This window comes from Rossellomorea sp. DUT-2, assembly GCF_052665285.1.
The window spans coordinates 238751-261881 of the sequence record NZ_JBQPEO010000001.1 but is presented as its reverse complement, the minus strand read 5'-3'; the positions used below and the strand labels follow the sequence as shown (position 1 = coordinate 261881).

Here is a 23131-nt window from a genome sequence, read left to right as displayed (position 1 = left end):
TATATGTATAGGAAAGAGAGTTCACAACAAAAAACGAGCCTGCTAATGCGTTAGCGGGCTCGTTCTCATTTTAGTTATTATATTTTTTAAAGACGATCGTAGCATTATGGCCACCGAAACCTAATGAGTTACTCATCGCCACATTCACTTCCTGTTTTCTTGCTTCGTTCGCTACATAATCAAGATCACAATCCGGATCTGGTGTTTCTATATTGATTGTTGGAGGCAACACGCTGTCTTTCATCGCGAGTACTGTGAAAATCGCTTCAATTCCTCCTGCGGCTCCCAGAAGATGACCTGTCATGGATTTCGTTGAGCTCATGGCTAATTGATATGCATGTTCCCCAAATACTTCTTTTACTGCCATCGTTTCGTATTTGTCATTGTAAGGAGTGCTTGTTCCGTGAGCATTGATGTAATCCATTTGCTCAGGAAGTACTCCACCGTCTTCCAACGCCATTTTCATTGCTCTCGCTCCACCTTCTCCTGCCGGTGCAGGAGCGGTGATATGATATGCATCTCCCGTACAACCGTAGCCAACGATTTCAGCATAAATCGGTGCTCCGCGTTTCAATGCATGCTCAAGCTCTTCCAGAACCACGATACCTGCTCCCTCTCCCATGACAAATCCGTCACGGTTTGCATCGAATGGTCTTGAAGCTTTCTCAGGATCTGTATTCGTCGATAGAGCTGTATTTGCACAGAAGCCCGCTACTGACATCTTGGTAATCGGTGCTTCTGCCCCACCTGAAACCATGACATCCGCGTCTCCACGCTGGATGACTTTAAATGCATCTCCAATAGAATTTGTCCCTGTCGCACATGCAGTGACTGTACAAGAATTAAAGCCCTTTGCTCCCAGCATGATGGAAACTTGTCCAGCAGCCATATCAGGAATGATCATGGGAACGAAGAATGGACTTACTCTGCGATATCCCCGCTTTTGGAAGGTTTCATATTGCTGTTCGAACGTTTCCATTCCCCCGATACCTGAACCGACCCACACGCCGACACGGTGAGCGTTTTCGTCTGTAATGTCGAGCTTGGAATCTTTGACTGCCATTAACGATGCTGCAATCGCATAATGAGTGAAGCGATCCATTTTTCTTGCTTCTTTCCGCTCGACGCCGAAATCCTCGATATTGAAATCTTTCAATTCAGCTGCCACTTTGGCAGGATAATCGTCTGCATTTAAGCGTGTTAACGGACCTACACCCGTCTTCCCTGCTAAAATATTTGACCACGTTGATTCCACATCATTCCCTAAGGGGGTAACACTTCCCAATCCTGTTACAACTACACGTTTCTTGTTCATTTATTCCATCTCCTTTGTCTGTAAGTTATAGAAGGGAGTTCTATTTATTTGCCCCAGCGCATAATGATTGCGCCCCAGGTTAAACCGCCGCCGAATCCTACCATGACGACTACATCGTTTTCTTTCACTCTTCCTGCTTCTAAATCTTCCACTAAAGAAACAGGGATAGAAGCTGCTGAAGTATTACCGTACTTATTTACCGTTTTAGACATCTTTTCAATCGGCAAATCCAAACGTTGTCTTGCTGCTTCCATAATACGGATGTTGGCTTGGTGAGGAATTAAGAAATCAACGTCCTCTTTGTTTAATCCCGCTTTTTCGATTACATTTATACTGGATTCACCCATTTGACGTACTGCAAATTTATATACCTCACGGCCATTCATGATCAGTTTTTCGTCTTGATATAAATGCTTTGCCCCAGATCCATCTGCCCCCAGTTCATAGGCAAGGATCCCCTTACCGTCCGGAACCGGTCCCAGAACCGCTGCTCCTGCTGCGTCTCCAAATAGAACGGCAGTATTTCGGTCTTCCCAATCTGTAATTTTTGATAATTTTTCTACTCCCACAACAAGTACATTTTTATATGCACCATTATCTATGAATTGCTTTGCCGTAATCATACCATACATAAATCCTGCACAAGCAGCACTGATATCCATGGCAGCAGCCCTTTTTGCTCCTAATCGTTCTTGTAGCAAGCAAGCCACCGAGGGGAAAGGATGATCAGGAGTTACCGTTGCAACCAAAATTAAATCGATATCTTCTGGATTAATCTCCGCATCAGTGATTGCTTTCTTCGCAGCTTCAAAAGCCATGTCAGATGTATTTGTTTCATTATTTGCTATTCTTCTTTCTTCAATCCCAGTTCTTGTCCGAATCCATTCATCCGATGTATCCACCATTTTCTCTAGGTCTGCGTTCGTTAAAATTGTTTCAGGTAGATAACGCCCAATTCCAATAATTCCTGTATTCATACTGGCATTCCCTACTTTCTTTTTTTTATGTTTTTTTCATATACTTAAGTTTATTATCAATTATTATGAGTTGGTACTAATTTTACCGAAGATTTCTACTTTCTGCAATTATTTTTTCTTCTCCCTTTCTTCTACGCGTTTGACTATACTCGTACAACCCATATTTTCATAGGTTACATAGTAGGTAGAGGAGGTGAGAATATGTCTGAAGAAAAGAAGCTGCATCCATTTGATAGGATGATGTACGGAGGAAGGACCCTAAATAAAGAATCCACTCCTTCCCAGGAAAATCATCAAGGCAAAAATGAAGGAGGCTCATTACTTGATGGAGTTCATTCCATAATGAACTCCATCGATGACTTGAAACCACTCTATAAGAAAATCAGTCCATTATTAAAGCAATGGAATATAAAATAATAAATCTCTTTTTACAAAGAGCTTTTTAACAAAAGGTCTGCTCCGGCTCTGTCCAATCAGTATGTGCTGGATGGTGAGGGGAACTGCTTCGCTTTCCGCGGACGTTCGGCCGAGCCTCCTCAGCTTCGCTTCCGGGGTCTCGGCACGCCCGTACTTCCGCAGGAGTCTACGCAGTTCCCCTCACCATCTATAAGGAAATTTCGTGACAGTGCTTAAAAGTAACAAAAACTATCTGGAGAAAACGGACTATCGCTCTCTTTACAAGAAGTTTTTTACCGTTGGAAAATTGTTTGATTAATTTATTTGAATGATAGTTCAATGATCTACTTGATAGTTTATTTTAGGAACAACGCTCAAAAAGGCCACAATATGAGTACTTTTGTGTTTGAGTATCTATACTTATAGCATTCACAATGTAATAGCACACAGTGGATTGTAGCGGAAGGCACTTGACTCCTGCGGGAGATAGAGGAAAGGTCGAGACCCCGCAGGGCAAAGCCCGAGGAGGCTTGACTTCCTCCCCGCGGAAAGCAAGTGCTTGGAGCGGAAAGGAACGGTCAAAGTTTTAACAGTACCACTCATCTAAAACAGAAATTCGCTTTTTGGAAGTTACGCAAAGTCACATTGTTCACGAAAATAGCCAATAAAAAAAACGGTTCATTGAATTTTTCAATGAACCGTTTTACTGTACACTTACTCTTTATGTAAGGCATCCTGTTTGCCTAATTCATAGGCTTCACTCATGACTTGTGTGAATAGCGTCATGAATGGTTGCAGCATTTCGGGAGAGAACTCAACACCCGCTTGATCCAATTGCTCTTTTGCTTGTGGGAAGTACTTCATGGCAATCTGCATGAATTCCATCGTTTTGTCTTGATTCATTGCTTCGATTCCTTTCCGTTTGGCAATTTGCCTGTTTCGATGTAGTCTTGAACATGTTGCTTCATCTCATCTTGAAAATCTTTAGGAATGACGGGACTATATTTACCCATGGAAATGGCTCCGTCTTCAAAATCAAATTCGAGGTTTCCAGAATCTAGTTCTTCATTCGCGAATCTTTCCGCAACGATACTATACAGCTTATCTGCATGCTGCACAGTACTCGTTAAAACCGTGGATTCCCCTAAATCAGATTGATCCGAGACATAGCCAATGGCATAGAGACCCTTTTCCTTCAGCTTTTCGATTACAGCTACATTATAGCCGTCGCCTGCAGGATATACAACATCGACACGGTGATTCATTAATCCCTCCAGCTTTTCAAAGGCAATATCTTGATCACTCCAGTGATTGGTGTACTCGACAATGAGCTCCGTTTCGCTATTTTGGTACTTCACTCCATCTATAAATCCTTGAACCTCGGGCTGCCATTCAAATGCAGCAATCACCCCGACTTTATTCGTATTGGATTGATAGGCTGCTGTCATGCCCCCGAAGAAGCCCATAGCATAGCCCTTAAACTGTAAACTTGTTGTATTCTCTTCTGTGGCATCGCCATTAAAGCTTACAAAATGCATGTTGGGATAATCACCGGAAAGGGTGTTAAATATCCCTGAATATTCACTTCCATGTCCAAACACTAAGGTAACTTCCTCATCATTATACTCTTTTACCGCTTGTTTAATTGATGTATCATTCTTTATACTCTCTTTATAGAAAACGTCTGCATTGTAATCGGATTGAATTTTCAATAATCCTTTGTAACCTTTTGTTCCCCATACCCCATCGCTTACGGTTTCCGGAACCAGTAAACCAACTTTTTCTATTTCAGCGCTGTCTCCTGTTGAACAACCACTTATTCCAATAAGGAATACCATCATGAAAATGGTGTAAAATTTCTTACTCATTTGCAGCAACTCCTTTAAAGCCCGTGCAGCATCTATAAAAAGAATCAATAGAAAATTATTACATCATATTTATTTTACCCTCATCCCTATCCACAAGGAAAGAAAAAGTTTTCTCATTCCTGAATTTCATGCAAATGAATGCCTCTTAATTGTTCTTTGATAATCGATTCATGAGACTTGGACGGCTTGACAATAAGCTCTTTACCATTTCTTTCAGCATCCACTCTGACGGGAGAAATAGACTTCTTCGTGACGTACGATAGTGCTTCATTCCAGCTTTGATTTGAGAGTGCTTTCATCTTATATATTTCTTCTGTATTAGATGAATGCTTTATGATAGTTCGGGCTGCGTCCTTTACATAAATCGCTCCACTTGGATCATCAATGTATGGTGAGTCACCATCTTCTCCATTTAAAAGTTGTGCGAACAGAAATTCTGTCGGCTGGTGAATTCCGTACAGAGTAGGAAGGTAGAATATGGTTCCTTCTTGGCATTTTTGATCTCCGTCCAGATTGGAACAGATCCGTATGATTGAGAGGGGTTGTTCAATTTTTGACAACAGACCTTCTACCTCTGACAAGTAACTTACTTTATTCTCTCTCACCTGATCATAATATGGAAGGAACACGCTGCATCCTGATTGTATTTCCTTATCCCAGTCTTCATAAGGAACATATTGAATGTTTGAGTTCCTTCCTATTCCTAACCACTTATCCTCTGTTTCTTTGTTTTCATCCACCGCCGTTACGGTCCATCCATTCTCAAGAAGCGCATCACAAAGCTCAAATCCCAAAAACTGTTGAGCGGCAAAAACGAATGCATGATTCAAGTCAATCACTCCAATGTGTTTGTTATAACTCTTTCTCATGTAAAGAAAAATATGAAGCAAACTTCCTTCCCAGAGAAGCACGTTTTTCAGGTAGAACAAAGAATAAATCGGTTGATGTGCCTTTTTCTAAACGCTCCGTATATATATCTTTTATGAGAGTAAATTGATTTTTATAACGATTAAGAGTTGTTGATTGAACAATGTAAAGGGGAATCGAGATGTTTTTAAATACTTCGTAGTCCTTCGATTGTTGAGAGATGAAGGATTCGCACTCCTCCTCTTTCAATCGAAACGTGTGTGCGAGTTCTTTTATTACCTTTTTATAAAAGAATTTCTGTTCCTTCTCTTGTTCGAGATGATCATATAAAGACACGCAAGGCGCAAGCATAACAGCACTTCTAATATCCTGCTCCATTTTCGGATAGAGGTTTTTCAATACCAAAGCCCCCATTCCTTCGGCCAATATATGAATCTTTCCATTAATGATTTCATTTCGTTTTACATGCTGATAAAGTCGTTTGGCTAACTGCACGGCTTGATTGCTACCCCAATTCGCTCCGTAAAGATTACTATAATACACAATGTATCCTTTGGAGGTGAGTTCTTGAATCCACTTGTAACGTGCCTCATGTTGAACCCAAAAGCTGCTCTTATCGTCTACATAGTGATGGGAATCTCCTATTACCATTACAGCGAATCCATTTGGGCGTTCAGGATAATGAATCATGCACCACTCTTGCTCTAATTGAAACAATCGCTGATACATTAGAATTTCTCCTTTTACATAGTAAGTCATTATAGTTTATGTAAGGAGACAACAATGGTAAGGGAGATAGCCCAAAGAACCCCTGATATTTGCAAATTTAGTCAAAAAACAGATTATCCCAATAAGATTGCTACTGTAAAATGATAAGGGTTACATTTCACAGATTAGTCATTTATTAATTCATGAAGCTGTGGTAAGATAAAAAAGATTGAAATGGGTTAGAACACTCTAATAATGTATTAGTTGATTACATAGGAATGAGGTGACTTGACGTGAGATTTTTCTGGATGTTTTTCTGGGCATTTGCTCTGACTGAAATGTTAACTTACGTTGTAAGTTCAATGAATGGAACTGCTTTTCACTTTGAAACAGGATTAATTATTTCGGTTTGTGTAACGATATTAGTATTCCTTATCACGCTTGTTATACCAAACGAGCCAGTAGAAAAGCACTAAAAAAAGCAGCCAAATCCGGCTGCTTTTTTTTATTTATCCTTAATGATTGATAAACCACTCTCTCCTCTGTCGATGGTGATGGCTTGGTTTGATCTGATGTTTCCTGCTATCAGTTCTCTTGCCAGTTTGGTTTCGATTTCTCTCTGCAAGTACCTTTTTAAAGGGCGGGCACCATAAACCGGATCAAAGGCTTCCTGTGCTATAAATTCCTTTGCACTTTCCGTTAATGACAATGATATATGCTGTTCTTCCACTCGGTTTTGCAAGTCCTCTACCAGCTTACCGATGATCCCTTTTATATTCTCAATGCTCAATGGCTTAAAGAGAATAATGTCGTCGACCCGGTTAAGGAACTCCGGTCTGAAAGAGGAACGAAGCTGACTCATGACCAGGTTTTTTGTTTCTATATCAATTTCCTCTTCTCCCTTATTACGTTCAAGAAGATGAGAGGATCCAATGTTAGAGGTCATGATGATCACCGTATTCTTACAATCAACAGTCCTTCCTTGAGAATCGGTTATCCTCCCATCATCGAGCATTTGCAGAAGAATATTGAATACTTCTGGATGAGCTTTCTCAATTTCATCAAGCAGGATGACCGAATACGGTTTGCGTCTAATCGCTTCTGTCAGCTGACCGCCTTCTTCATAACCAACATAGCCTGGAGGTGCACCAATCAAGCGTGAAACCGCATGCTTCTCCATATATTCAGACATATCAATCCGAATGATCTGTTCCTCACTATCAAATAATGTGTGAGCAAGTGTCTTCGCAAGTTCTGTCTTTCCCACTCCCGTAGGACCTAAGAAAATGAATGAACCTATCGGACGGTTCGGATCTTTAATGCCTGCCCTCGCACGAATAACGGCGTCACTGACTAATTGAACAGCCTCATCCTGCCCGATCACCCGTTCATGCAGAATGCGATCCAGTTTTAACAGCTTCTCTCGTTCACCTTCTACAAGCTTCATGACCGGTATCCCTGTCCATCTTGCTACAATATTTGCCACTTCTTCCTCCGTTACTTCTTCACGCAGCAAGCGCCCTTCCTGCTCTTTCACCATCTCCTGCTCAAGAGCAACGAGTTCTTTTTCCATAGCGGGAATCCTTCCGTGACGAAGCTCGGCAGCTTTATTCAGATCATAATCACTTTCTGCTTCTTCCAGTAAGCGCCTGAGCTTCTCCAGTTCTTCCCGCTTATCCTGTACGATCCCGATGCTTTCTTTCTCCTGCTGCCATTTTAACTTCATCGTATTCGCTTTTTCCTTCAGATTACTTAAATCTTCACGGATTCCATCCAGGCGTTCAAGACTGGCAGGATCCTTTTCCTTATTTAAAGCTGCCTCTTCAATTTCCAGCTGCATCACTTTACGCGTCACTTCGTCCAGTTCTGATGGCATCGAGTCAATTTCCGTCCGGATCATCGCACATGCCTCGTCGATTAAGTCTATTGCTTTGTCCGGCAAGAAACGGTCGGATATATAGCGATCGGAAAGTTTTGAAGCTGCTACAATGGCACGGTCATGAATATTTACTCCATGATGAATTTCAAATCGTTCCTTTAAGCCTCTTAGAATAGATATCGTATCTTCCACATCGGGTTCCTGAACAAGTACCTGTTGAAAACGTCTTTCCAAAGCGGGATCCTTTTCAATGTACTTACGATATTCGTTGAGGGTGGTAGCACCTATACAATGAAGCTCTCCCCTCGCAAGCATCGGCTTTAGAATATTCCCCGCATCCATCGCTCCTTCCGTTTTCCCTGCTCCCACAATCGTATGGAGCTCATCAATGAATAGAAGGATTCGTCCCTCACTCTTTTTCACTTCCTGCAAGACAGCCTTTAAGCGTTCCTCAAATTCACCCCTGAACTTGGCACCTGCAACCAGAGAGCTCATATCCAATTCGAAGATGGTCTTATCCTTCAAGCCTTCCGGGACATCTTTTCTGACAATCCGCTGTGCAAGTCCTTCAACGATGGCCGTCTTACCGACTCCAGGCTCTCCTATAAGGACAGGATTATTTTTCGTTTTACGGGAAAGGATACGAATCACGTGGCGGATTTCACTGTCCCTGCCTATGACTGGATCCAGTCTCCCCGACCTTACCTCCGCAACAAGATCCCTTCCATACCTTTTCAATGCCTCATATTTCACTTCAGGATTCTGCGTGTTCACCTTGCTCCCTCCTCTGATCGTCGCAATAATCTCCATTAATTCCTTTTCTGTTGCATTATGTTTTGTTAAGTATAGCGTAATTGGGTGGTTCTTTTGGTTGAATAACCCAAGGGCAAGATGTTCGATCGAGATATAGTCATCTTCCCATTTAGACTTTAATGAATTACTATCTTGCATAAGCTGATGGATATCCCTTGCGAAAAATTGGCCATACTGCAGACCATCTCCCTCTACAGAAGGGATACCGTTTAGCTTGTCATCAATCCATTTCGTTAAGTCCTCTGCATCTACTCCTGCACGTCCATAGATCGTTCGGAGAAAACTGTCTTCTGAACTGAGGAGTGATTTCCACAAATGAAGAAGAGTGATATCTGTATGTAGTCTTTCTTTTGCGGTCTCTCCCGCCAAAATCAATCCTTCTTGAATGCTGTGAGTCATATTATCAAACTTCATTGTGCTACACCTCGCATTTTGACCTTTATTGACCTTTTCATCTATTATATATCTTTCGGTGAAAAAAGGAAAAGAAAAAGGAACAAGGAGTGCCTCGCCTCCAATAGACGTCACCATCCTTGCTAAGGTGAGCTTTCGACACGGCATCCTTGTTCCCTTATGGGGTTAAGGTTTTCTCATATACGTCCATAGACGATTATGGTTGGAGTTTTCAGGAAATCGGTCCCCCGCATTCAATCGTAGTTTCTGCGGATTTTTCACCATACTTCCAGTTTCGCCAATTTCGATATATTCTCCATTATTAGGTGCTTTTTCTCCAGCTTTGAACTGTCGTGATTGTCCCATTCTTACCCCTCCTTTTCGAAGCGATGCTTCCTTACTATTTTTCTACAAGGCCGGGCATTCATGCATGCCAGATGAAGGATATCTGAATGCTTTATATGATAAACAAGTTACGGTTCGGTTAACATTTGGAAAAAGTCTTTACAGTCTTTCCCTTTATGGTGTTAAATTAAAAACTGTGGAGAAAAAAAGCTTGGAGGAAACACAATGGATTTTTATCTGATTATGAAATACTTATTTTTAGGGATTTTTCAAGGATTTACTGAACCAATCCCGATTTCATCCAGTGGGCATTTACTATTAGCCCAGCATTTCCTTGGAATCAAGGATGCTACCCTGACATTTGAGATTCTGGTTAATACGGCATCATTAGTGGCTGTACTCATTATTTACCGTGAAGATATCATGCGACTGATCGTAAATGGCTTAGGCTATTTCAAACATAAAACACCTGAAACGAAACGTGATTTTCATTTCATTGTTTATTTATTGATTGGTACGATTCCTGCCGGGGTGATTGGTGTGTTATTCGGTGACGTGATCGAGGAACATTTAACATCTGTTATCACAGTAGGGATTACACTTATTATTACAGGTATTGCCCTATGGTTAATCCGTAACCTTCGAGGTAGAAAAAGTGATGGCGACTTAAATGTGAAAGACGCTATCATCATCGGTCTTGCTCAGGCAGTAGCCCTTATTCCTGGAATCAGTCGTTCCGGTGCAACCATTGTGGCGGCAATGGCTAGTGGAATGAAGGCTGAAACAGCTTTACGTTTCTCTTTCCTCCTCTATATTCCTGTAAGTGTAGGGGTAATGGTATTCGGAATAAGTGATCTTATAGAGGATCCAAACCTTGCTTCCATGGCCGTACCTTACTTAGTAGCATTCATTGGGTCACTTATTGCTTCATACTTCTCATTAAAGTGGTTCATGAATATTATGGCTAAAGGAAACTTGAAATATTTCGCGATTTACTGTGCCGTTGTCGGAGCTGCTGTATTAATTTTCGCTTAAATCCCTTCTATCTGTCAGTCTCCTTTGGTAAGCTTTAAGTATTAGACATTATGACAGAAAAGATGTGATCTCATGAGTGAAAATCTAGAAATTCCTTTCGGGATTAAACAATTGTTTTTCGAGAAGAAAACGTTGAAAACCGTTAAAAAAGGAACTTTCCTGTTTCAAGAAGGGAAACCTGCTCACGAGTTATACTTAATCAAAAGCGGTCGGGTTCAGATCAGCAAAGTGATTCCTGATGGCCGGGAGTTGTCTCTACGCATCTGTTCAAGTGACGATGTGATCGGTGAGTTAACGTTATTTACGAAAGAAGCTTACTATATGCTCAGTGCAAAGATTCTTGAGAATACGGAGACTTATGTACTACCCAAAGAAGTCTTTGAAGAAAAGCTATCCAGTAATAACGGCTTGACCATCCAATGGCTGAAATGGATACAAATCCAAAATCAGCAAAATCAAACGAAGTTTCGGGATCTTGTTCTTCATGGAAAAAAAGGTGCACTTTACTCAACACTAATCCGTATGTCCAACAGCTATGGAAAGACCGTTGAAAATGGCATCCTGATTGATTTTCCTTTAACCAATCAGGAGCTGGCCAATTTCTGTGGTTCCTCAAGGGAAGTTGTCAATCGGTTGCTGAGTGAACTGAAGAAAGACAATGTCCTTGTGTCGGAAAAAGGATATATCACGATTCTTGATTTGAACTATCTTAAAGATGAAATCGATTGTGAGAACTGTCCGGTTTCGATTTGCAGGATTGATTGATGACTGGAAGCATGAAAAAGCCGAGGATGCAGGTAAAGATACTGCATCCTCGGCTTTTTTAAATGGCGTTATGGTATTATCTGATCCCCAATGCAATCTTCGCATAGCGGGACATGTTGTCTTTGCTCCATGGCGGATTCCAGACGATGTCTACTTCTGTTTCCTTCACTTCTGGGATGTCACTAAGGGCTGTCTTCACTTGCTCGACAATGGTACCAGCCAGCGGGCACCCCATTGAGGTTAGTGTCATAGTGACCGTTGCTTTACCTTCTTCATCCAGATCCACGTCATATACCAGACCTAAATTGACAATGTCTATTCCTAATTCAGGGTCAACCACCTGTTCCAGTGCACCCATCAAATTATCTTTAAGATCTTGATCCATGCTAACACTCCTTTGCTCTCTATACTTGTTCCATATCTATATTCACTACTCATCTTAACAAAAGAACGTTTATAAAACAAAAAGTTAGGCCGATAGGTGTTTATCGAACCACTCCACAAGCTTTAACACGCCTTCTCTCGTTACTTTATGATCGGCTTGATCATCTTCTACAAATAAAAGGTTATCTTCCTTGGATTCATAGTATGGCAGGATACTCTGGTAGAATTCATGTGTCAGGTTGAATGGAACGATTTTGTCCCGTTTTCCGTGCCAGAACATCAATGGTCTGCCGCTTAGTTTTTCAGGCTGAAGACTCAAGTCATAAACAGCCAGTTCACTTAACATTTGTTCTATTTCCTCTTCGCTGAATGGAAGTTCATATCCTAATGATTCAACTTGGGCTAACTGAGCTTGGGCAAACTTCACATATGTAGGATTCCCCATCAGGGAGACAGCAGAAGAGATCCACTCATATTGAGTCAACGCTCCAAGGGTGACGATACCACCCATTGAGGTCCCTGCAACTCCGACACCATTATGGATAAGCAATCCTTTTTCTTCAAGATGACCTTTAATAATCGATAATTCATGAATCGTGTTTAAAACGATTTTCCAGAATACTTGTCCTAATTGATGCTCTGATTTGCCTGTCGACCGTTCTCCATGCTCTAAACAATCGGGAAGAATCACTCTAAATCCTTTTTCCGCAAGATAGTAGGCGTAATGTAAATTATGCTCCTTTGCACTTGTAAACCCGTGGATGAAAAAGCATACCGGGACTTGCTTATTTGCATCCTCTTCCTTTACAAGGTGCAGGAACGGAATGGTTTGAATGGTTGATTTATCAACTAAGATCATGTGTAGTCTCTCCCTCCTGAATGCATTTCACTTTACTATGATATCCTAGATTTGGTAGTATGTATAATATTTAAATCGTAAGCGCTTGTAAACATTTCTTAAATGATATGAAGCTGCGGTGGACAACTTTCAACATCTAGCGCTAGAATAGCCTTAATACCAATAAGATTGGGGATTTGTATTCATGAACGCACAAGAAAAACATCTGATTGTTCTGGATTTAGACGGAACACTATTAACGGATGAGAAGAAAATCTCATCAAAAACTCACGATATATTAAAGAAAGCACGCATGAAAGGGCATGAAGTGATGATTGCCACAGGCAGACCTTATCGTGCGAGTGAATTGTATTATCAACAATTAAAGCTAACGACTCCGATAGTAAATTTCAACGGTGCATTCGTGCATCACCCTATGGATGATTCATGGGGATTGTATCACGAGCCGATGGATTTAAAGGTGGCAAAACAGATCATTGATGCATGTGACGATTTTAAATTCCGCAACATTGTTGCCGAAGTGATGGATGATGTGTATCTGCACTACCATGATGAGAAGATCATAGATGTATTCATGATGGGCAATCCTGCGATTTCAACTGGCGACATCCGAAATGTACTTTCTGATCATCCTACTTCCATGCTCATTCACGCTGAAGAAAAAGATGTTCCAGAGATTCGTGCACACCTGGATGATGTTCATGCAGAATTGATCGACCATCGCCGCTGGGCCGCACCGTGGCACATCATCGAAATCGTTAAATCAGGATTGAATAAAGCTGTCGGAATTGAACGAGTCGCTTCATCTTTACATATTCCGCAAGAACGGATCATTGCATTCGGAGATGAAGATAACGATCTTGAAATGCTTGAATATGCCGGCACAGGAGTTGCCATGGGGAATGCCATTGATCCCCTTAAAGATATTGCCAATGAATTGACACTTTCCAATGAAGAAGACGGGATCGGGCGCTACCTGCAAAAACGTTTTGATCTCTAAACCAGAACGTTTTTGGAAGCTGTGGGTATATCTTCTTACAGTATTCCATCACACTTGAGCCATACTAAAAAGGAGCGCATCATGCGTTCCAACTTGCAAAAGGGGTGGTAGTGATGGGTAGAAATAAATCTAAACGATTTGTACAACAAGGTAAAATCGCTGTAACAAAACATGATGAACGTATTCCGTACCACCTGACGTATGCTGAAGCAGAGGCTAAAAAGCTTGCTTCACATGGCGAAGGGCCAGGGGGAATGGAATAATGAGTAATCCATTATTCCAACAGGCCCGTAACGCGGTTCATTCTGCCCAACAAGCATGCAGTACGGGAGAAAACGCTCAAATGTCCATTGATAAAGCGAAAAACGCGTTGTCATCTGCTTACGCTAACTCAAATGTCGAAGAACAAAAGCAGCTTCATGCTCTTCAAGATGAGTTAAACCGCCTGTCATAAAAAAATAAACAAGGGTTGTCCAAATTGGACAACCCTTGTTCTTTTCACGGAATGGAGATGACATATCTGTGAAGAATCTTCCCATCGCCTTTATCCCGCTCATAAAGACTTATAAAGGCCTTCTCAACATTACCTGCTAGCTCCGGAAGTATGATGGAAAAATCAGTCCAGTTTGGCGCTTCTTTATTCACCTTGAATAAGTTCTCATTCAGGAGCACTCTATGTCCGTCCTCCACCGAATAATAAAAGCCGCCATCCGATACCCGGGCTAGCCCTGTGATGGTATAGCGTCCTTTCACCTCCCGTACCGTTACTCCTCTAAAGGTCGGGTTTTCTTCAGGAACTATGAATGAATCTGAAGCTCGCAAAGGATGATCAAATCCACTCATATCCTCTCCCATCAGCTGTGCTTCAATCGTATAAAGCCCTTTTGGGACACGCTTTCCTTCCTGCTTGTAATCCCATGTTTCTTTCCACATCTTCGTTTCACCCTTTTTCAACGTAAGGGTTTGAAACGCCTGGAGGAATGATTTCCCCCGGCTGTACTGATAAACCACTTGCCCCGCTTTGTTTTTGATTGTAAAGTCAAACATCTGACTCGTACGAAAGGTGATCTTTTTATCCCCTTCACTATTATTATAAAGAACGAGCCTGATCTGAGTTCCTTCTTCTCCGGGAAAAGATTTCACAGAAAAGATCAGAGGCACCTTCTCTGCTTTCATCGGAGAAGGTACACTAAAGAGCATGAAAGAACTGATAAGGATATAAACAAATGCCTTCAAGGTGATACCCCTTTCTATTTAAGTTCACCTCTAGTATTTGTCAATTTAAAGAATCTAATCTTTTCTAAAAAATCCGAATATCCCAGTCGTTTGCACGATATTGGTAAATGCGTTGGGATCTACATCTTTAATGGTGTGTTCAAGCTCGTAAAGTTCATAGCGCGAAATGACAATGATCAACATTTCCTTATCTTCACCGGAAAAAGCCCCTTTAGCAGGCAGAGTGGTGATTCCCCTGACAAGCTTCGAATGGATGGCTTCTCTTAATTCATTGGATTTCTTTGTCACAATCATCGCTGTGAGTTTTTCATGGCGTGTATGAATGGAATCGATGACACGGGTTGAAGCATACAACGTTACTAACGTATACAATGCTTTTTCCCACCCATAAAGAAATCCTGCAGAAGTAATGATACCCGCATTCATCAGGAAGAAATAGGACCCGACAGGCTTATCTTTCATTCGGGAAAGAATCATGGCAATAATGTCCATGCCTCCCGTAGATGCACCCCATTTTAACGTGATTCCGACTCCCACAGCGGCAATGACCCCGCCAAACACGGCGTTTAGAAGAATATCAGGCGATAATTTAATCACAGGAATCACTTCAAGGAATAAGGACGTCAGAAATACAGAAATGAAGCTATACACTGTAAAGGAGCGACCAACTTTAAGCCACCCCAGAATCGTCACAGGAATATTTAAAATAAATAATAAAATACCTGTTGAAATATTGAATGGCGCAAATTCTTTTAACACACTGGACAATAACTGAGCCAATCCTGTAAAACCACTTGCATAAACATTTGCCGGTATCAGGAAAAAATTCATCGCAATGGCCCCCAGCACTGCCCCTATCAACACTACGAAAAACTTCTTCGCTTCTAACTGAACATGATCTCTCGACATTGACGAACCTCCCACATCTAGTTGTTATTTTCTATGTTCCACAATTCATCTTAACTAAACTCCTCCTGATATTCACCCATTAAGAAGATAATGATACTTTTTACCTTGAAATCATACTCTATGGATTGTTATTTGAATGAAATATAGCTAGACTAAAGTTATATAGAATAACCAAAGGATGATTAGGATGACAGTAAAATTATTTGCTGATAGTGCGAGCGACCTTCCTGCTGCATATTTCAACCAACACAACATAGAACTGCTGCCACTGAAAGTACATATTGATGGTCAGGACTACGAGGACCTGGTCACCATCGAGCCGAAAACCGTATTCAACAAAATCAGGGAAGGCCATATGCCAAAGACTTCTCAAGTATCACCGGACCTTTTCATGAAGAAGTTCACAGAGCTTGCAGAGTCGAATCAATCCGGTATCTACATTGCCTTTTCCTCTCAATTGTCAGGGACCTATCAAACGGCTGTGATGATCCGCGATCAGGTGAAAGAGGAACACCCCGCTCTTGATTTGACCATCATTGATTCAAAGTGCGCTTCACTGGGCTACGGATTGGTTGTAATGAAGGCTGCTGAACTGCTTCAGAACGGTGGGAGTAAAGAAGACATTATCGAAGCCTCCCGTTTCCACTCAGAGCATATGGAACACCTATTCACCGTAGAAGACCTTGAATACCTGGCAAAAGGCGGAAGAGTGTCAAAAGCATCAGCTTTTCTTGGCGGATTGCTCAACATAAAGCCTCTCCTTCATGTTGAAGATGGAAAGCTTGTCCCGATTGAAAAGTTGCGTGGGAAAAAGAAACTTCTCAAACGAATTCTCGACTTGATGGAAGAACGGGGTGAAGACCTCTCCAATCAAGTGATCGCCATCAGCCACGGTGACGACGAAGAACTTGCCCTTGAAATGAAGAAGCTTATTCAAGAAAAATTCACACCGAAAGATGTATATATCAGTATTATTGGATGTGCCATAGGTTCTCATACAGGCACAGGCACTTTAGCCATATTTTTCTTAAACGAACACTCATAAACTCCCCTCTTCTTCCTCATACTAAGAGGGAGATTATACTCGAAGGGAGAATCACTATGCCACATACATCTGATAACGAAAAAAAGGCCAGAGACAACAATGCCCTGCGCCAGGAAAAAAATAAGATCAAAGAAGTGAATCGTAAAGCAGGGAAGAATCAGTTTTCTAAGAAGACGGATCATTTGTAGGGGAATGTCGTGGACAGTCTCCGGCTCTTGGATACAAGAAAGTGCCAGTTCTTTATAGAGCTGGTGCTTTTTATTTTATAAAAAATCCCCCCATTCCATTCATAGAAGTTGTATGCACCATCAAAGCTTGTCTATAATGAAAGAGATAATACTATGGAGGGGTTACATATGGCAAAAGAGAGTTCATTTGATATTGTATCGAAAGTGGATATGTCTGAAGTGAGTAATGCGATTCAAATTGCGTTGAAGGAAGTTCAAACACGCTATGACTTTAAAGGAAGTAAGAGTGACATTAAATTAGATGGAGAGGAAATCGTTCTCGTTTCTGATGATGAATTTAAAATGAATCAGTTAAAGGATGTTCTTCTTAGCAAACTCATCAAACGTAATGTTCCTGTTAAGAACCTTGACTACAGCAAGCTTGAAGGGGCATCGGGCGGAACCGTTCGTCAGCGTGCGAAACTCGTTCAAGGAATCGATAAAGAAAATGCGAAGAAAATCAATACCATCATTAAAAACTCGGGCGTAAAAGTGAAGAGTCAGGTGCAGGATGATCAAGTACGGGTCACTGGAAAAAGCAAGGATGATCTTCAAAAAATCATCGCTGCGATCCGTGAGGCAGATCTTTCTATCGATGTGCAGTACGTAAACTTCCGTTAATCCGGTTTTTCAAAGAAGTCTAATGGGTACAATATATCCATTAGACTTCTTTCATTTAGGAGGAAAAACATGAAGAAAAAAGTCATCATAATCGGGGCGGTCGGCGGCGGTGCCACCACTGCATCACAAATTAGAAAACTGGATAGTGAAATAGAGATCATTCTTCTTGAAAAGACATCCTATCTTTCATACGGGGCATGCGGAATGCCTTATTACTTAGGTGAAGTCATTAAAGACCGTGAAAGCTTGTTTGCAGCTACGCCTGAAAAATTACATACGAAAAAGAACATCGATGTCCGCATGCATCATGAAGCGTTGAAAATTGATCGTGATAAAAAATCTTTACTTGTGAGGGATCATGACAAGAACCAGGATTACGAAGAAGCATATGATTACCTCGTGCTCGCAACAGGGGCTTCCCCCTTTATCCCTGACATTCCGGGACTTGAAAAAATTCCGGCTTTCCATCTCAGAACCGTTGAAGACATGGACAGGATCAAGCAATTCGTTGAAACCTCAAAGCCAAAAGTCTGTACCATTATCGGCGGTGGCTACATAGGAGTTGAAATGTCTGAGAACTTCACTCATTTAGGGATGAAAGTCAATCTGGTTGAAAGATCGGAACATGTGATCAGTGTAATCGACGAAGAGACCGCCATCAAATTGCAAGAACATATAACAGAGCAAGGTGTGAATCTCTACACGAAGGATGGGCTGAAAGAGGTACTTCCGGAGTGTACCCTGAAACTGGATAGTGGAGAAACGTTTCAGTCTGACTTCATTCTCCTTTCAGTAGGTGTAAAGCCTAATAACCTTCTTGCTAAGGAAGCCGGGTTATCAACAGGAGAGTCAGGTGGTGTCGTCAGTAATGAGTTTATGCAAACAGACGACCCCTCCATTTATGCAGTCGGAGATGTGGTAGAGTCCATGGATCTTATTGACGGGACCCCAAAGCAGGTTCCTCTCGCATGGCCTGCCCATCGACAAGCTTATATTATCGCAAGACACCTATCAGGAAACCCTGTACCTTTCAAAGGGATGCTTGGTACTGCTATTGCAAAGGTTTTTAACCTTTCCATTGGATCTACAGGATTAGGCGAGAAGGAATTAAAAGAAAAAGGCTATTCGTATAGAACCTCGGTGCATGAAGGAAAGTCACATGCCGGCTACTATCCCGGTGCTCGTGATGTGTTTGTGAGAGTCCATTTTTGTCCCGACACCGGAAAGATCTTTGGAGGAAATGTAGTTGGCGGCGAAGGGGTAGACAAGCAAATCGACGTTCTTGCCACAGCCATTTACGGTGGCCTGACCATTACCGACCTCCAGGAAATCGAAACCTGCTATGCCCCTCCCTTCTCTTCTCCTAAAGGGCTGTTGAATATGATCGGCTATAAGGGTGCCGGGTTGATGGAAAAGGAATAATAGCATGGGGGCTTCTCTTTGGGGGAGCCTGTTTTTTGTATGCGGATGGACTTTGATAATGGATAAATCTGTTAAACGGCTCGATTTTTTTCGATATCGGACGGATTCTGCTCAGAAACGGCTGGATTTCTTTCGATATCGGACGGATTCTGCTCAAAAACGGCTGGATTTTTCGGAAAAACGGCCGGATTACACTAAAAATCGGATAAATTTCCTTCAATCACGACTCTATCACACATCAAACGGCTTCGTCCCAAATCAAAATAACTGCATCACACATCAATTCGACCTTGAAATTTGATAAATCTCCCAAACCAATCACGTTAATAATTATTTTTTTCGGGTAAACACTATCCTAAGATAACCCAAATCATCAAAGGAGTGTTTTCATTGTCATCACAACAACAAAACCAGAAGCAAACGTTCCCCCCCCAGCACCAGGATCATCAGCCTGGCACAGTGGATGAGATGAATCCCCAGCCGATTCATACGGATCAAAATTATAAAGGCAGTGGAAAGCTGGACGGTAAGGTCGCCCTGATCACTGGAGGAGACAGCGGGATTGGACGATCGGTGGCCTGGTATTATGCCAGGGAAGGTGCCCATGTTGCGATTTCTTATTTAGATGAACATGAAGATGCGAATAAAACGAAGGAATTAGTGGAAGCGGAAGGTGTAAGGTGTATCCTGCTGTCAGGTGATATCGGAAGCTCGACGTTTTGTAAAGACATCGTGAACAAAACGATTTCTGAATTCGGTAAGCTTGATATCCTGGTGAATAACGCTGCCGAACAGCATCCTCAGGCAGGGCTTGCGGATATAAGTGACGAGCAGTTGGAGCGCACCTTTAAGACGAATGTATTCTCTATGTTCTACTTAACAAGGGCAGCATTGCCTCATCTTAATAAGGGAGCTTCCATTATCAATACGGCTTCTATCACAGCTTATAAAGGGAATAAGGATCTGATTGATTACTCTTCTACTAAAGGTGCAATTGTCAGTTTCACGCGGTCCCTTGCAGAAAACATTGCATCGGATGGAATCAGGGTAAATGGCGTGGCACCCGGCCCGATTTGGACTCCGCTGATTCCGTCCACTTTCAGCTCTCAAAAGGTATCTCAGTTTGGAGCGAATACTCCACTTGGACGGGCTGGTCAGCCGTATGAATTAGGACCGGCATACGTATACCTGGCAAGCGAAGATTCAAGCTACGTATCAGGACAGATGATTCATATTAATGGCGGAACGGTTATTAACGGCTAAAATAAAAGCGACTGAAACATATGGTTCTCCCATAAGTGGAGATTCCAACGTTTCAGTCGCTTTTTATTATGATTTCCCTTTTCGCTCGCTGCAAGAGCATCTTGTAACAAGCTGATGCGGCACTATGATTCTCTTGATGGGCTCTTTCGGGTTCTCAATCTTTTGGATCAGGCTTTTTGCTGCCTCATTTCCCAGGTTGAATATGTTGATATCCACAGACGTGAGAGGCGGGCGGGACATTTCAGCCAGCAATACATTGTTGAAGCTGACAATGGAAATGTCTTCAGGAACACGGATGCCCATTTCATCCAGTGTGTTCAGTACCCCTAATGCCATTAAGTCATCGGCCACTACCAGAGCCGTTGGAGGGGCGTCTAATTGCATCAGTTCATTAATGGCTTCACGACCTCCTTCACGAAGAAATTCTTCATGAATAATGTACTCGTCTTTCATGTCTATCCCGGCATTACGCAAAGCCTTCTCATAACCTAATAGACGCTCAACGGTAACAACGAGGTTGAGGTCTCCACCGATAAAGCCGATGCATTCATGACCAAGCTCCAGAAGATAATCGGTTACTTCCTTCGTTGCCCGGTAGTTGTCGTTATCCACATGAGTGATCTCTTCACAATATTTATATGGCTTCCCGACGACGACAAATGGAAAACCACGATCTTTTAAGTAGTTCATCACCTTATCTTCCACTTTTGAGTAAAGAAGGATAATTCCGTCCACTCTTCCCCCTTGCACCATTTGGACGACGCCTTCATAAATTTCTTCTTCGGATTGACCTGTGGACATCTGAAGTGCATATTGCTTTTCTTGTGCCCCTTCACTTAGTCCTCTTAAAACGGTCGGAAAGAAAGGGTTTTGTGAAAAAGTACTAGCTGAACCTGGTAATACAAGCCCCAATACTTGAGTGGATTGATTTGCCAAGCTCCTTGCTATGAAGTTAGGATGATATCCTAGTTGCTCCATCGCTTCTCTAACTTTTTGCTTTGTTTTCTCGCTGATTCTTGGATTATTTGCAATAACACGTGAAACCGTAGATGGAGCTACGTTTGCAAGCTTTGCAACATCTTTGATGGTGACCGCCATTCATTCCACCCCCCTCTTTAAAAATCGTACCCTCTTAGGTGTAGAGGGCTGCTTTATTCTAGTTTATACATTAATTAAAACGCTTCCATTTCATTATTCTTTAAAATCAGGAATTGCAGGGCTCATAGACTGAGCCCCGCACATCAAATCATGACTGTTTTTTCTTCCTTCCACGCTTCCACACAAGATAAATAAAGAGTAAGAAGAGGACATACACAGTGCCAAGTGCCAGTAGGTAAGGATAATTCAGTCCACTCTTCTGCTTAAGGGAATAAACCTCTGATTCTTCACGATCGACTACGATCGTATAGTTTCCATCCTTATCAATACGAACCAGGTCTGCAGTTAATAACCCTTTCAACTCACTATTTTCTGCTAATTCTTCTTCACTCAATTGAACCTTTTGAGATTTACTTGTGTTGTTTATGGCGATCACGAGGGTTTGATCCCCGTACGTACGCTTGAATATTCCCATACCGTCTTTTTCATAGATGGGTTCTATCGTCCCTCTTGTAAGGGCGGGGTAATCTTGACGAAGCTTTCCTAATTGAGTGATGTAATCAATCAATTCTTCATCTGCCCTAAAGTTCATAAAACGTCGATTATCCGGGTCATTTCCACCATCTACGGCTATTTCTGAACCATAGTAAACGATCGGTATCCCTGGAGTCGTATACATGTACGTTAGAGCGAGCTTCCACCTGGTACCCGGGAAAAGCTTCTCTTGAACGAGCAGTCTCGTAAAACGTTCCATATCATGGTTATCGATAAAAGTCCCCATTAAATAGGGATCGTCATAGTACGTTTCGTTGTATTTCCAGAAGTTAAATAAGCGATCCATCGAAGTATCCGGTTTTTGGAATACAGAACGCATTTCTTCTGCTTGAGGAAAGTTAACGAATCCATCAATTCCTACATCATTATACTTAGCTATCTTCTGGGGATCGCGATCGAACACTTCACCAAGAAGATAGAAGTCTTCTTTGACTGACTTAACCTCTTCGCTAAATTCAGTCCAGAATTCTTGTGGTACGTGACGAACCGTATCCAGTCGGTATCCGTCTACATCTGTTTCTTCGATCCACCATTTCGCGGCGTCAAATAAGTAGTTTTTCACTTCGGGATTTTCTGTATTTAAATCGGGAAGATCATATAACCACGCATTTTGTAGACTTTCTTCATTATCAAAGTTCATCGGCTGATTTTCGTGAAACCAGTCCGACTTCTGAGGATCATTCACCCAAGGGTGTTCGGGTCCGACATGGTTTACAACGAAGTCCAACATCACTTTCATATCACGTTTGTGCGCCTCATCTACAAGCTTTTTAAACGTATCGATGGACCCCAAATGTTCTTCTGTCTTATAGAAATCCGTAATCCAGTACCCGTGATACCCAAGAGGTTGATTATCAAAGATCGGGGTTAGCCAGATGGCGGTAAATCCCATCTCCTTAATATAATCCAGCTTATCAATCACACCTTGAAAGTCCCCGCCCTGATAGGCTTTAGGGTCTTTCGTATCCACATTCTTATCATTGCTCGTATCCCCGTTGTTAAAGCGATCGACCATTAGAAAATAAATGGTCTCATCCTGCCATTTTCGTTCTTCTTTTTCAACTGCACCTACCGGAAGGGCGTAAAAAAGAAGAAACGGGACTAAAATGAGAGATAATACTCTTCTTTTCATCTCCGCTCCTCCTCAAACT

At 41.9% G+C, this 23131-nt stretch carries 26 protein-coding genes; 12 read left to right on the top strand and 14 right to left on the bottom strand.

What is annotated here, in order from left to right; all coding sequences use genetic code 11:
* Positions 1-70 precede the first annotated feature (70 nt).
* Positions 71-1315 (bottom strand): beta-ketoacyl-ACP synthase II, encoded by a 1245-nt coding sequence (gene fabF / locus ACOSV2_RS01370; protein WP_428973656.1) that lies wholly within the window; start codon positions 1313-1315, stop codon positions 71-73.
* Positions 1316-1359: 44 nt separating this feature from the next.
* Positions 1360-2292 (bottom strand): beta-ketoacyl-ACP synthase III, encoded by a 933-nt coding sequence (locus ACOSV2_RS01365; RefSeq protein WP_428973655.1) that lies wholly within the window; start codon positions 2290-2292, stop codon positions 1360-1362.
* 201 nt (positions 2293-2493) lie between these two features.
* Here ACOSV2_RS01365 and ACOSV2_RS01360 point away from each other — a divergent pair, with 201 nt between their 5' ends.
* A complete protein-coding gene (locus ACOSV2_RS01360; RefSeq protein ID WP_428973654.1) occupies positions 2494-2709 on the top strand; it encodes a hypothetical protein in 216 nt (71 codons plus the stop codon).
* 693 nt (positions 2710-3402) lie between these two features.
* On the opposite strand, the gene ACOSV2_RS01355 is transcribed toward ACOSV2_RS01360, so the two are convergent.
* The 4 genes from ACOSV2_RS01355 to ACOSV2_RS01340 all read right to left on the bottom strand — a co-directional run bounded on the left by ACOSV2_RS01355 (position 3403) and on the right by ACOSV2_RS01340 (position 6152).
* Entirely contained in the window at positions 3403-3591 is a 189-nt protein-coding gene (locus ACOSV2_RS01355) for a ComZ family protein (RefSeq protein WP_034763435.1), read from the bottom strand.
* Positions 3588-4556 carry a BMP family ABC transporter substrate-binding protein gene (locus ACOSV2_RS01350; RefSeq protein WP_428973653.1) on the bottom strand — a complete coding sequence of 323 codons (969 nt, stop codon included), beginning with the start codon at positions 4554-4556 and terminating at the stop codon, positions 3588-3590. The genes ACOSV2_RS01355 and ACOSV2_RS01350 overlap by 4 nt, the downstream gene beginning before the upstream one ends.
* A 113-nt stretch (positions 4557-4669) precedes the next feature.
* Entirely contained in the window at positions 4670-5386 is a 717-nt protein-coding gene (locus ACOSV2_RS01345) for a hypothetical protein (protein WP_428973652.1), read from the bottom strand.
* A 22-nt stretch (positions 5387-5408) separates the two neighbouring features.
* On the bottom strand, positions 5409-6152 hold the full coding sequence (locus ACOSV2_RS01340) for a hydrolase (protein ID WP_428973651.1): 744 nt from the start codon (positions 6150-6152) through the stop codon (positions 5409-5411).
* 272 nt (positions 6153-6424) lie between these two features.
* Here ACOSV2_RS01340 and ACOSV2_RS01335 point away from each other — a divergent pair, with 272 nt between their 5' ends.
* The gene (locus ACOSV2_RS01335) at positions 6425-6607 is read left to right on the top strand and encodes a DUF2929 family protein (protein WP_113969940.1); all 183 of its coding nucleotides are present in this window, start codon (positions 6425-6427) and stop codon (positions 6605-6607) included.
* A 29-nt stretch (positions 6608-6636) separates the two neighbouring features.
* On the opposite strand, the gene clpB is transcribed toward ACOSV2_RS01335, so the two are convergent.
* The gene (gene clpB, locus ACOSV2_RS01330; protein WP_428973650.1) at positions 6637-9237 is read right to left on the bottom strand and encodes an ATP-dependent chaperone ClpB; all 2601 of its coding nucleotides are present in this window, start codon (positions 9235-9237) and stop codon (positions 6637-6639) included.
* Positions 9238-9402: 165 nt separating this feature from the next.
* Positions 9403-9582, bottom strand: coding sequence for a YjzC family protein (locus tag ACOSV2_RS01325; RefSeq protein WP_113969938.1), 180 nt, complete (start codon positions 9580-9582; stop codon positions 9403-9405).
* Between the two features lie 204 nt (positions 9583-9786).
* On the opposite strand from ACOSV2_RS01325, the gene ACOSV2_RS01320 reads away from it, so the two are divergent.
* Complete coding sequence (locus ACOSV2_RS01320) at positions 9787-10596, top strand: undecaprenyl-diphosphate phosphatase (RefSeq protein ID WP_428973649.1); 810 nt, start codon at positions 9787-9789, stop codon at positions 10594-10596.
* A gap of 72 nt (positions 10597-10668) precedes the next feature.
* Positions 10669-11361, top strand: a complete 693-nt coding sequence (locus ACOSV2_RS01315; RefSeq protein WP_428973648.1) for a Crp/Fnr family transcriptional regulator — start codon at positions 10669-10671, stop codon at positions 11359-11361.
* Between the two features lie 76 nt (positions 11362-11437).
* Here the strand turns inward: ACOSV2_RS01315 and ACOSV2_RS01310 are convergent, their stop codons facing one another.
* Together ACOSV2_RS01310 and ACOSV2_RS01305 are read right to left on the bottom strand one after the other, a co-directional pair.
* A complete protein-coding gene (locus tag ACOSV2_RS01310) occupies positions 11438-11746 on the bottom strand; it encodes a metal-sulfur cluster assembly factor (protein WP_113969935.1) in 309 nt (102 codons plus the stop codon).
* A gap of 84 nt (positions 11747-11830) precedes the next feature.
* A complete protein-coding gene (locus ACOSV2_RS01305; protein WP_428973647.1) occupies positions 11831-12604 on the bottom strand; it encodes a prolyl oligopeptidase family serine peptidase in 774 nt (257 codons plus the stop codon).
* A 184-nt stretch (positions 12605-12788) separates the two neighbouring features.
* Here ACOSV2_RS01305 and ACOSV2_RS01300 point away from each other — a divergent pair, with 184 nt between their 5' ends.
* The 3 genes from ACOSV2_RS01300 to ACOSV2_RS01290 all read left to right on the top strand — a co-directional run bounded on the left by ACOSV2_RS01300 (position 12789) and on the right by ACOSV2_RS01290 (position 14058).
* Positions 12789-13604 carry a Cof-type HAD-IIB family hydrolase gene (locus ACOSV2_RS01300; protein WP_113969933.1) on the top strand — a complete coding sequence of 272 codons (816 nt, stop codon included), beginning with the start codon at positions 12789-12791 and terminating at the stop codon, positions 13602-13604.
* Between the two features lie 113 nt (positions 13605-13717).
* Positions 13718-13867: a hypothetical protein gene (locus ACOSV2_RS01295; RefSeq protein ID WP_181778135.1), complete on the top strand. Its 150-nt coding sequence runs from the start codon at positions 13718-13720 to the stop codon at positions 13865-13867.
* Entirely contained in the window at positions 13867-14058 is a 192-nt protein-coding gene (locus tag ACOSV2_RS01290) for a DUF3813 domain-containing protein (protein ID WP_044337708.1), read from the top strand. The genes ACOSV2_RS01295 and ACOSV2_RS01290 overlap by 1 nt, the downstream gene beginning before the upstream one ends.
* A 44-nt stretch (positions 14059-14102) precedes the next feature.
* On the opposite strand, the gene ACOSV2_RS01285 is transcribed toward ACOSV2_RS01290, so the two are convergent.
* Both ACOSV2_RS01285 and ACOSV2_RS01280 read right to left on the bottom strand, forming a co-directional pair.
* Positions 14103-14840 (bottom strand): BsuPI-related putative proteinase inhibitor, encoded by a 738-nt coding sequence (locus ACOSV2_RS01285; protein ID WP_428973646.1) that lies wholly within the window; start codon positions 14838-14840, stop codon positions 14103-14105.
* A 54-nt stretch (positions 14841-14894) separates the two neighbouring features.
* Positions 14895-15749: a YitT family protein gene (locus tag ACOSV2_RS01280; RefSeq protein ID WP_397553359.1), complete on the bottom strand. Its 855-nt coding sequence runs from the start codon at positions 15747-15749 to the stop codon at positions 14895-14897.
* 187 nt (positions 15750-15936) lie between these two features.
* On the opposite strand from ACOSV2_RS01280, the gene ACOSV2_RS01275 reads away from it, so the two are divergent.
* The 5 genes from ACOSV2_RS01275 (at position 15937) to ACOSV2_RS01255 (ending at position 20327) form a co-directional block, all read left to right on the top strand.
* Positions 15937-16794 carry a DegV family protein gene (locus ACOSV2_RS01275; protein WP_428973645.1) on the top strand — a complete coding sequence of 286 codons (858 nt, stop codon included), beginning with the start codon at positions 15937-15939 and terminating at the stop codon, positions 16792-16794.
* Between the two features lie 56 nt (positions 16795-16850).
* The gene (locus ACOSV2_RS01270) at positions 16851-16982 is read left to right on the top strand and encodes a DUF3941 domain-containing protein (protein WP_148968441.1); all 132 of its coding nucleotides are present in this window, start codon (positions 16851-16853) and stop codon (positions 16980-16982) included.
* 168 nt (positions 16983-17150) lie between these two features.
* The gene (locus ACOSV2_RS01265) at positions 17151-17642 is read left to right on the top strand and encodes a YajQ family cyclic di-GMP-binding protein (protein WP_044337711.1); all 492 of its coding nucleotides are present in this window, start codon (positions 17151-17153) and stop codon (positions 17640-17642) included.
* A gap of 69 nt (positions 17643-17711) precedes the next feature.
* Complete coding sequence (locus tag ACOSV2_RS01260) at positions 17712-19064, top strand: CoA-disulfide reductase (protein WP_428973644.1); 1353 nt, start codon at positions 17712-17714, stop codon at positions 19062-19064.
* Between the two features lie 390 nt (positions 19065-19454).
* Positions 19455-20327 (top strand): SDR family oxidoreductase, encoded by an 873-nt coding sequence (locus ACOSV2_RS01255; protein ID WP_428973643.1) that lies wholly within the window; start codon positions 19455-19457, stop codon positions 20325-20327.
* Positions 20328-20393: 66 nt separating this feature from the next.
* Here ACOSV2_RS01255 and ACOSV2_RS01250 read toward each other — a convergent pair whose 3' ends face one another.
* Complete coding sequence (locus ACOSV2_RS01250; protein ID WP_428973642.1) at positions 20394-21425, bottom strand: LacI family DNA-binding transcriptional regulator; 1032 nt, start codon at positions 21423-21425, stop codon at positions 20394-20396.
* 148 nt (positions 21426-21573) lie between these two features.
* Complete coding sequence (locus ACOSV2_RS01245; protein WP_428973641.1) at positions 21574-23112, bottom strand: alpha-amylase family glycosyl hydrolase; 1539 nt, start codon at positions 23110-23112, stop codon at positions 21574-21576.
* Between the last annotated feature and the right edge of the window lie 19 nt (positions 23113-23131).

What these genes read in the sequence shown, in the direction of transcription:
- ACOSV2_RS01355 (WP_034763435.1), bottom strand. Translation starts at nt 3,591, where the DNA reads ATGAATCAAGACAAAACGATGGAATTCATGCAGATTGCCATGAAGTAC.
- ACOSV2_RS01360 (WP_428973654.1), top strand. Translation starts at nt 2,494, where the DNA reads ATGTCTGAAGAAAAGAAGCTGCATCCATTTGATAGGATGATGTACGGA.
- ACOSV2_RS01280 (WP_397553359.1), bottom strand. Translation starts at nt 15,749, where the DNA reads ATGTCGAGAGATCATGTTCAGTTAGAAGCGAAGAAGTTTTTCGTAGTG.
- ACOSV2_RS01275 (WP_428973645.1), top strand. Translation starts at nt 15,937, where the DNA reads ATGACAGTAAAATTATTTGCTGATAGTGCGAGCGACCTTCCTGCTGCA.
- ACOSV2_RS01340 (WP_428973651.1), bottom strand. Translation starts at nt 6,152, where the DNA reads ATGTATCAGCGATTGTTTCAATTAGAGCAAGAGTGGTGCATGATTCAT.
- ACOSV2_RS01250 (WP_428973642.1), bottom strand. Translation starts at nt 21,425, where the DNA reads ATGGCGGTCACCATCAAAGATGTTGCAAAGCTTGCAAACGTAGCTCCA.
- ACOSV2_RS01295 (WP_181778135.1), top strand. Translation starts at nt 13,718, where the DNA reads ATGGGTAGAAATAAATCTAAACGATTTGTACAACAAGGTAAAATCGCT.
- clpB (WP_428973650.1), bottom strand. Translation starts at nt 9,237, where the DNA reads ATGAAGTTTGATAATATGACTCACAGCATTCAAGAAGGATTGATTTTG.
- ACOSV2_RS01350 (WP_428973653.1), bottom strand. Translation starts at nt 4,556, where the DNA reads ATGAGTAAGAAATTTTACACCATTTTCATGATGGTATTCCTTATTGGA.
- ACOSV2_RS01260 (WP_428973644.1), top strand. Translation starts at nt 17,712, where the DNA reads ATGAAGAAAAAAGTCATCATAATCGGGGCGGTCGGCGGCGGTGCCACC.
- ACOSV2_RS01290 (WP_044337708.1), top strand. Translation starts at nt 13,867, where the DNA reads ATGAGTAATCCATTATTCCAACAGGCCCGTAACGCGGTTCATTCTGCC.
- ACOSV2_RS01310 (WP_113969935.1), bottom strand. Translation starts at nt 11,746, where the DNA reads ATGGATCAAGATCTTAAAGATAATTTGATGGGTGCACTGGAACAGGTG.
- ACOSV2_RS01315 (WP_428973648.1), top strand. Translation starts at nt 10,669, where the DNA reads ATGAGTGAAAATCTAGAAATTCCTTTCGGGATTAAACAATTGTTTTTC.
- ACOSV2_RS01325 (WP_113969938.1), bottom strand. Translation starts at nt 9,582, where the DNA reads ATGGGACAATCACGACAGTTCAAAGCTGGAGAAAAAGCACCTAATAAT.
- ACOSV2_RS01305 (WP_428973647.1), bottom strand. Translation starts at nt 12,604, where the DNA reads ATGATCTTAGTTGATAAATCAACCATTCAAACCATTCCGTTCCTGCAC.
- ACOSV2_RS01300 (WP_113969933.1), top strand. Translation starts at nt 12,789, where the DNA reads ATGAACGCACAAGAAAAACATCTGATTGTTCTGGATTTAGACGGAACA.
- ACOSV2_RS01245 (WP_428973641.1), bottom strand. Translation starts at nt 23,112, where the DNA reads ATGAAAAGAAGAGTATTATCTCTCATTTTAGTCCCGTTTCTTCTTTTT.
- ACOSV2_RS01365 (WP_428973655.1), bottom strand. Translation starts at nt 2,292, where the DNA reads ATGAATACAGGAATTATTGGAATTGGGCGTTATCTACCTGAAACAATT.
- ACOSV2_RS01320 (WP_428973649.1), top strand. Translation starts at nt 9,787, where the DNA reads ATGGATTTTTATCTGATTATGAAATACTTATTTTTAGGGATTTTTCAA.
- ACOSV2_RS01265 (WP_044337711.1), top strand. Translation starts at nt 17,151, where the DNA reads ATGGCAAAAGAGAGTTCATTTGATATTGTATCGAAAGTGGATATGTCT.
- fabF (WP_428973656.1), bottom strand. Translation starts at nt 1,315, where the DNA reads ATGAACAAGAAACGTGTAGTTGTAACAGGATTGGGAAGTGTTACCCCC.
- ACOSV2_RS01270 (WP_148968441.1), top strand. Translation starts at nt 16,851, where the DNA reads ATGCCACATACATCTGATAACGAAAAAAAGGCCAGAGACAACAATGCC.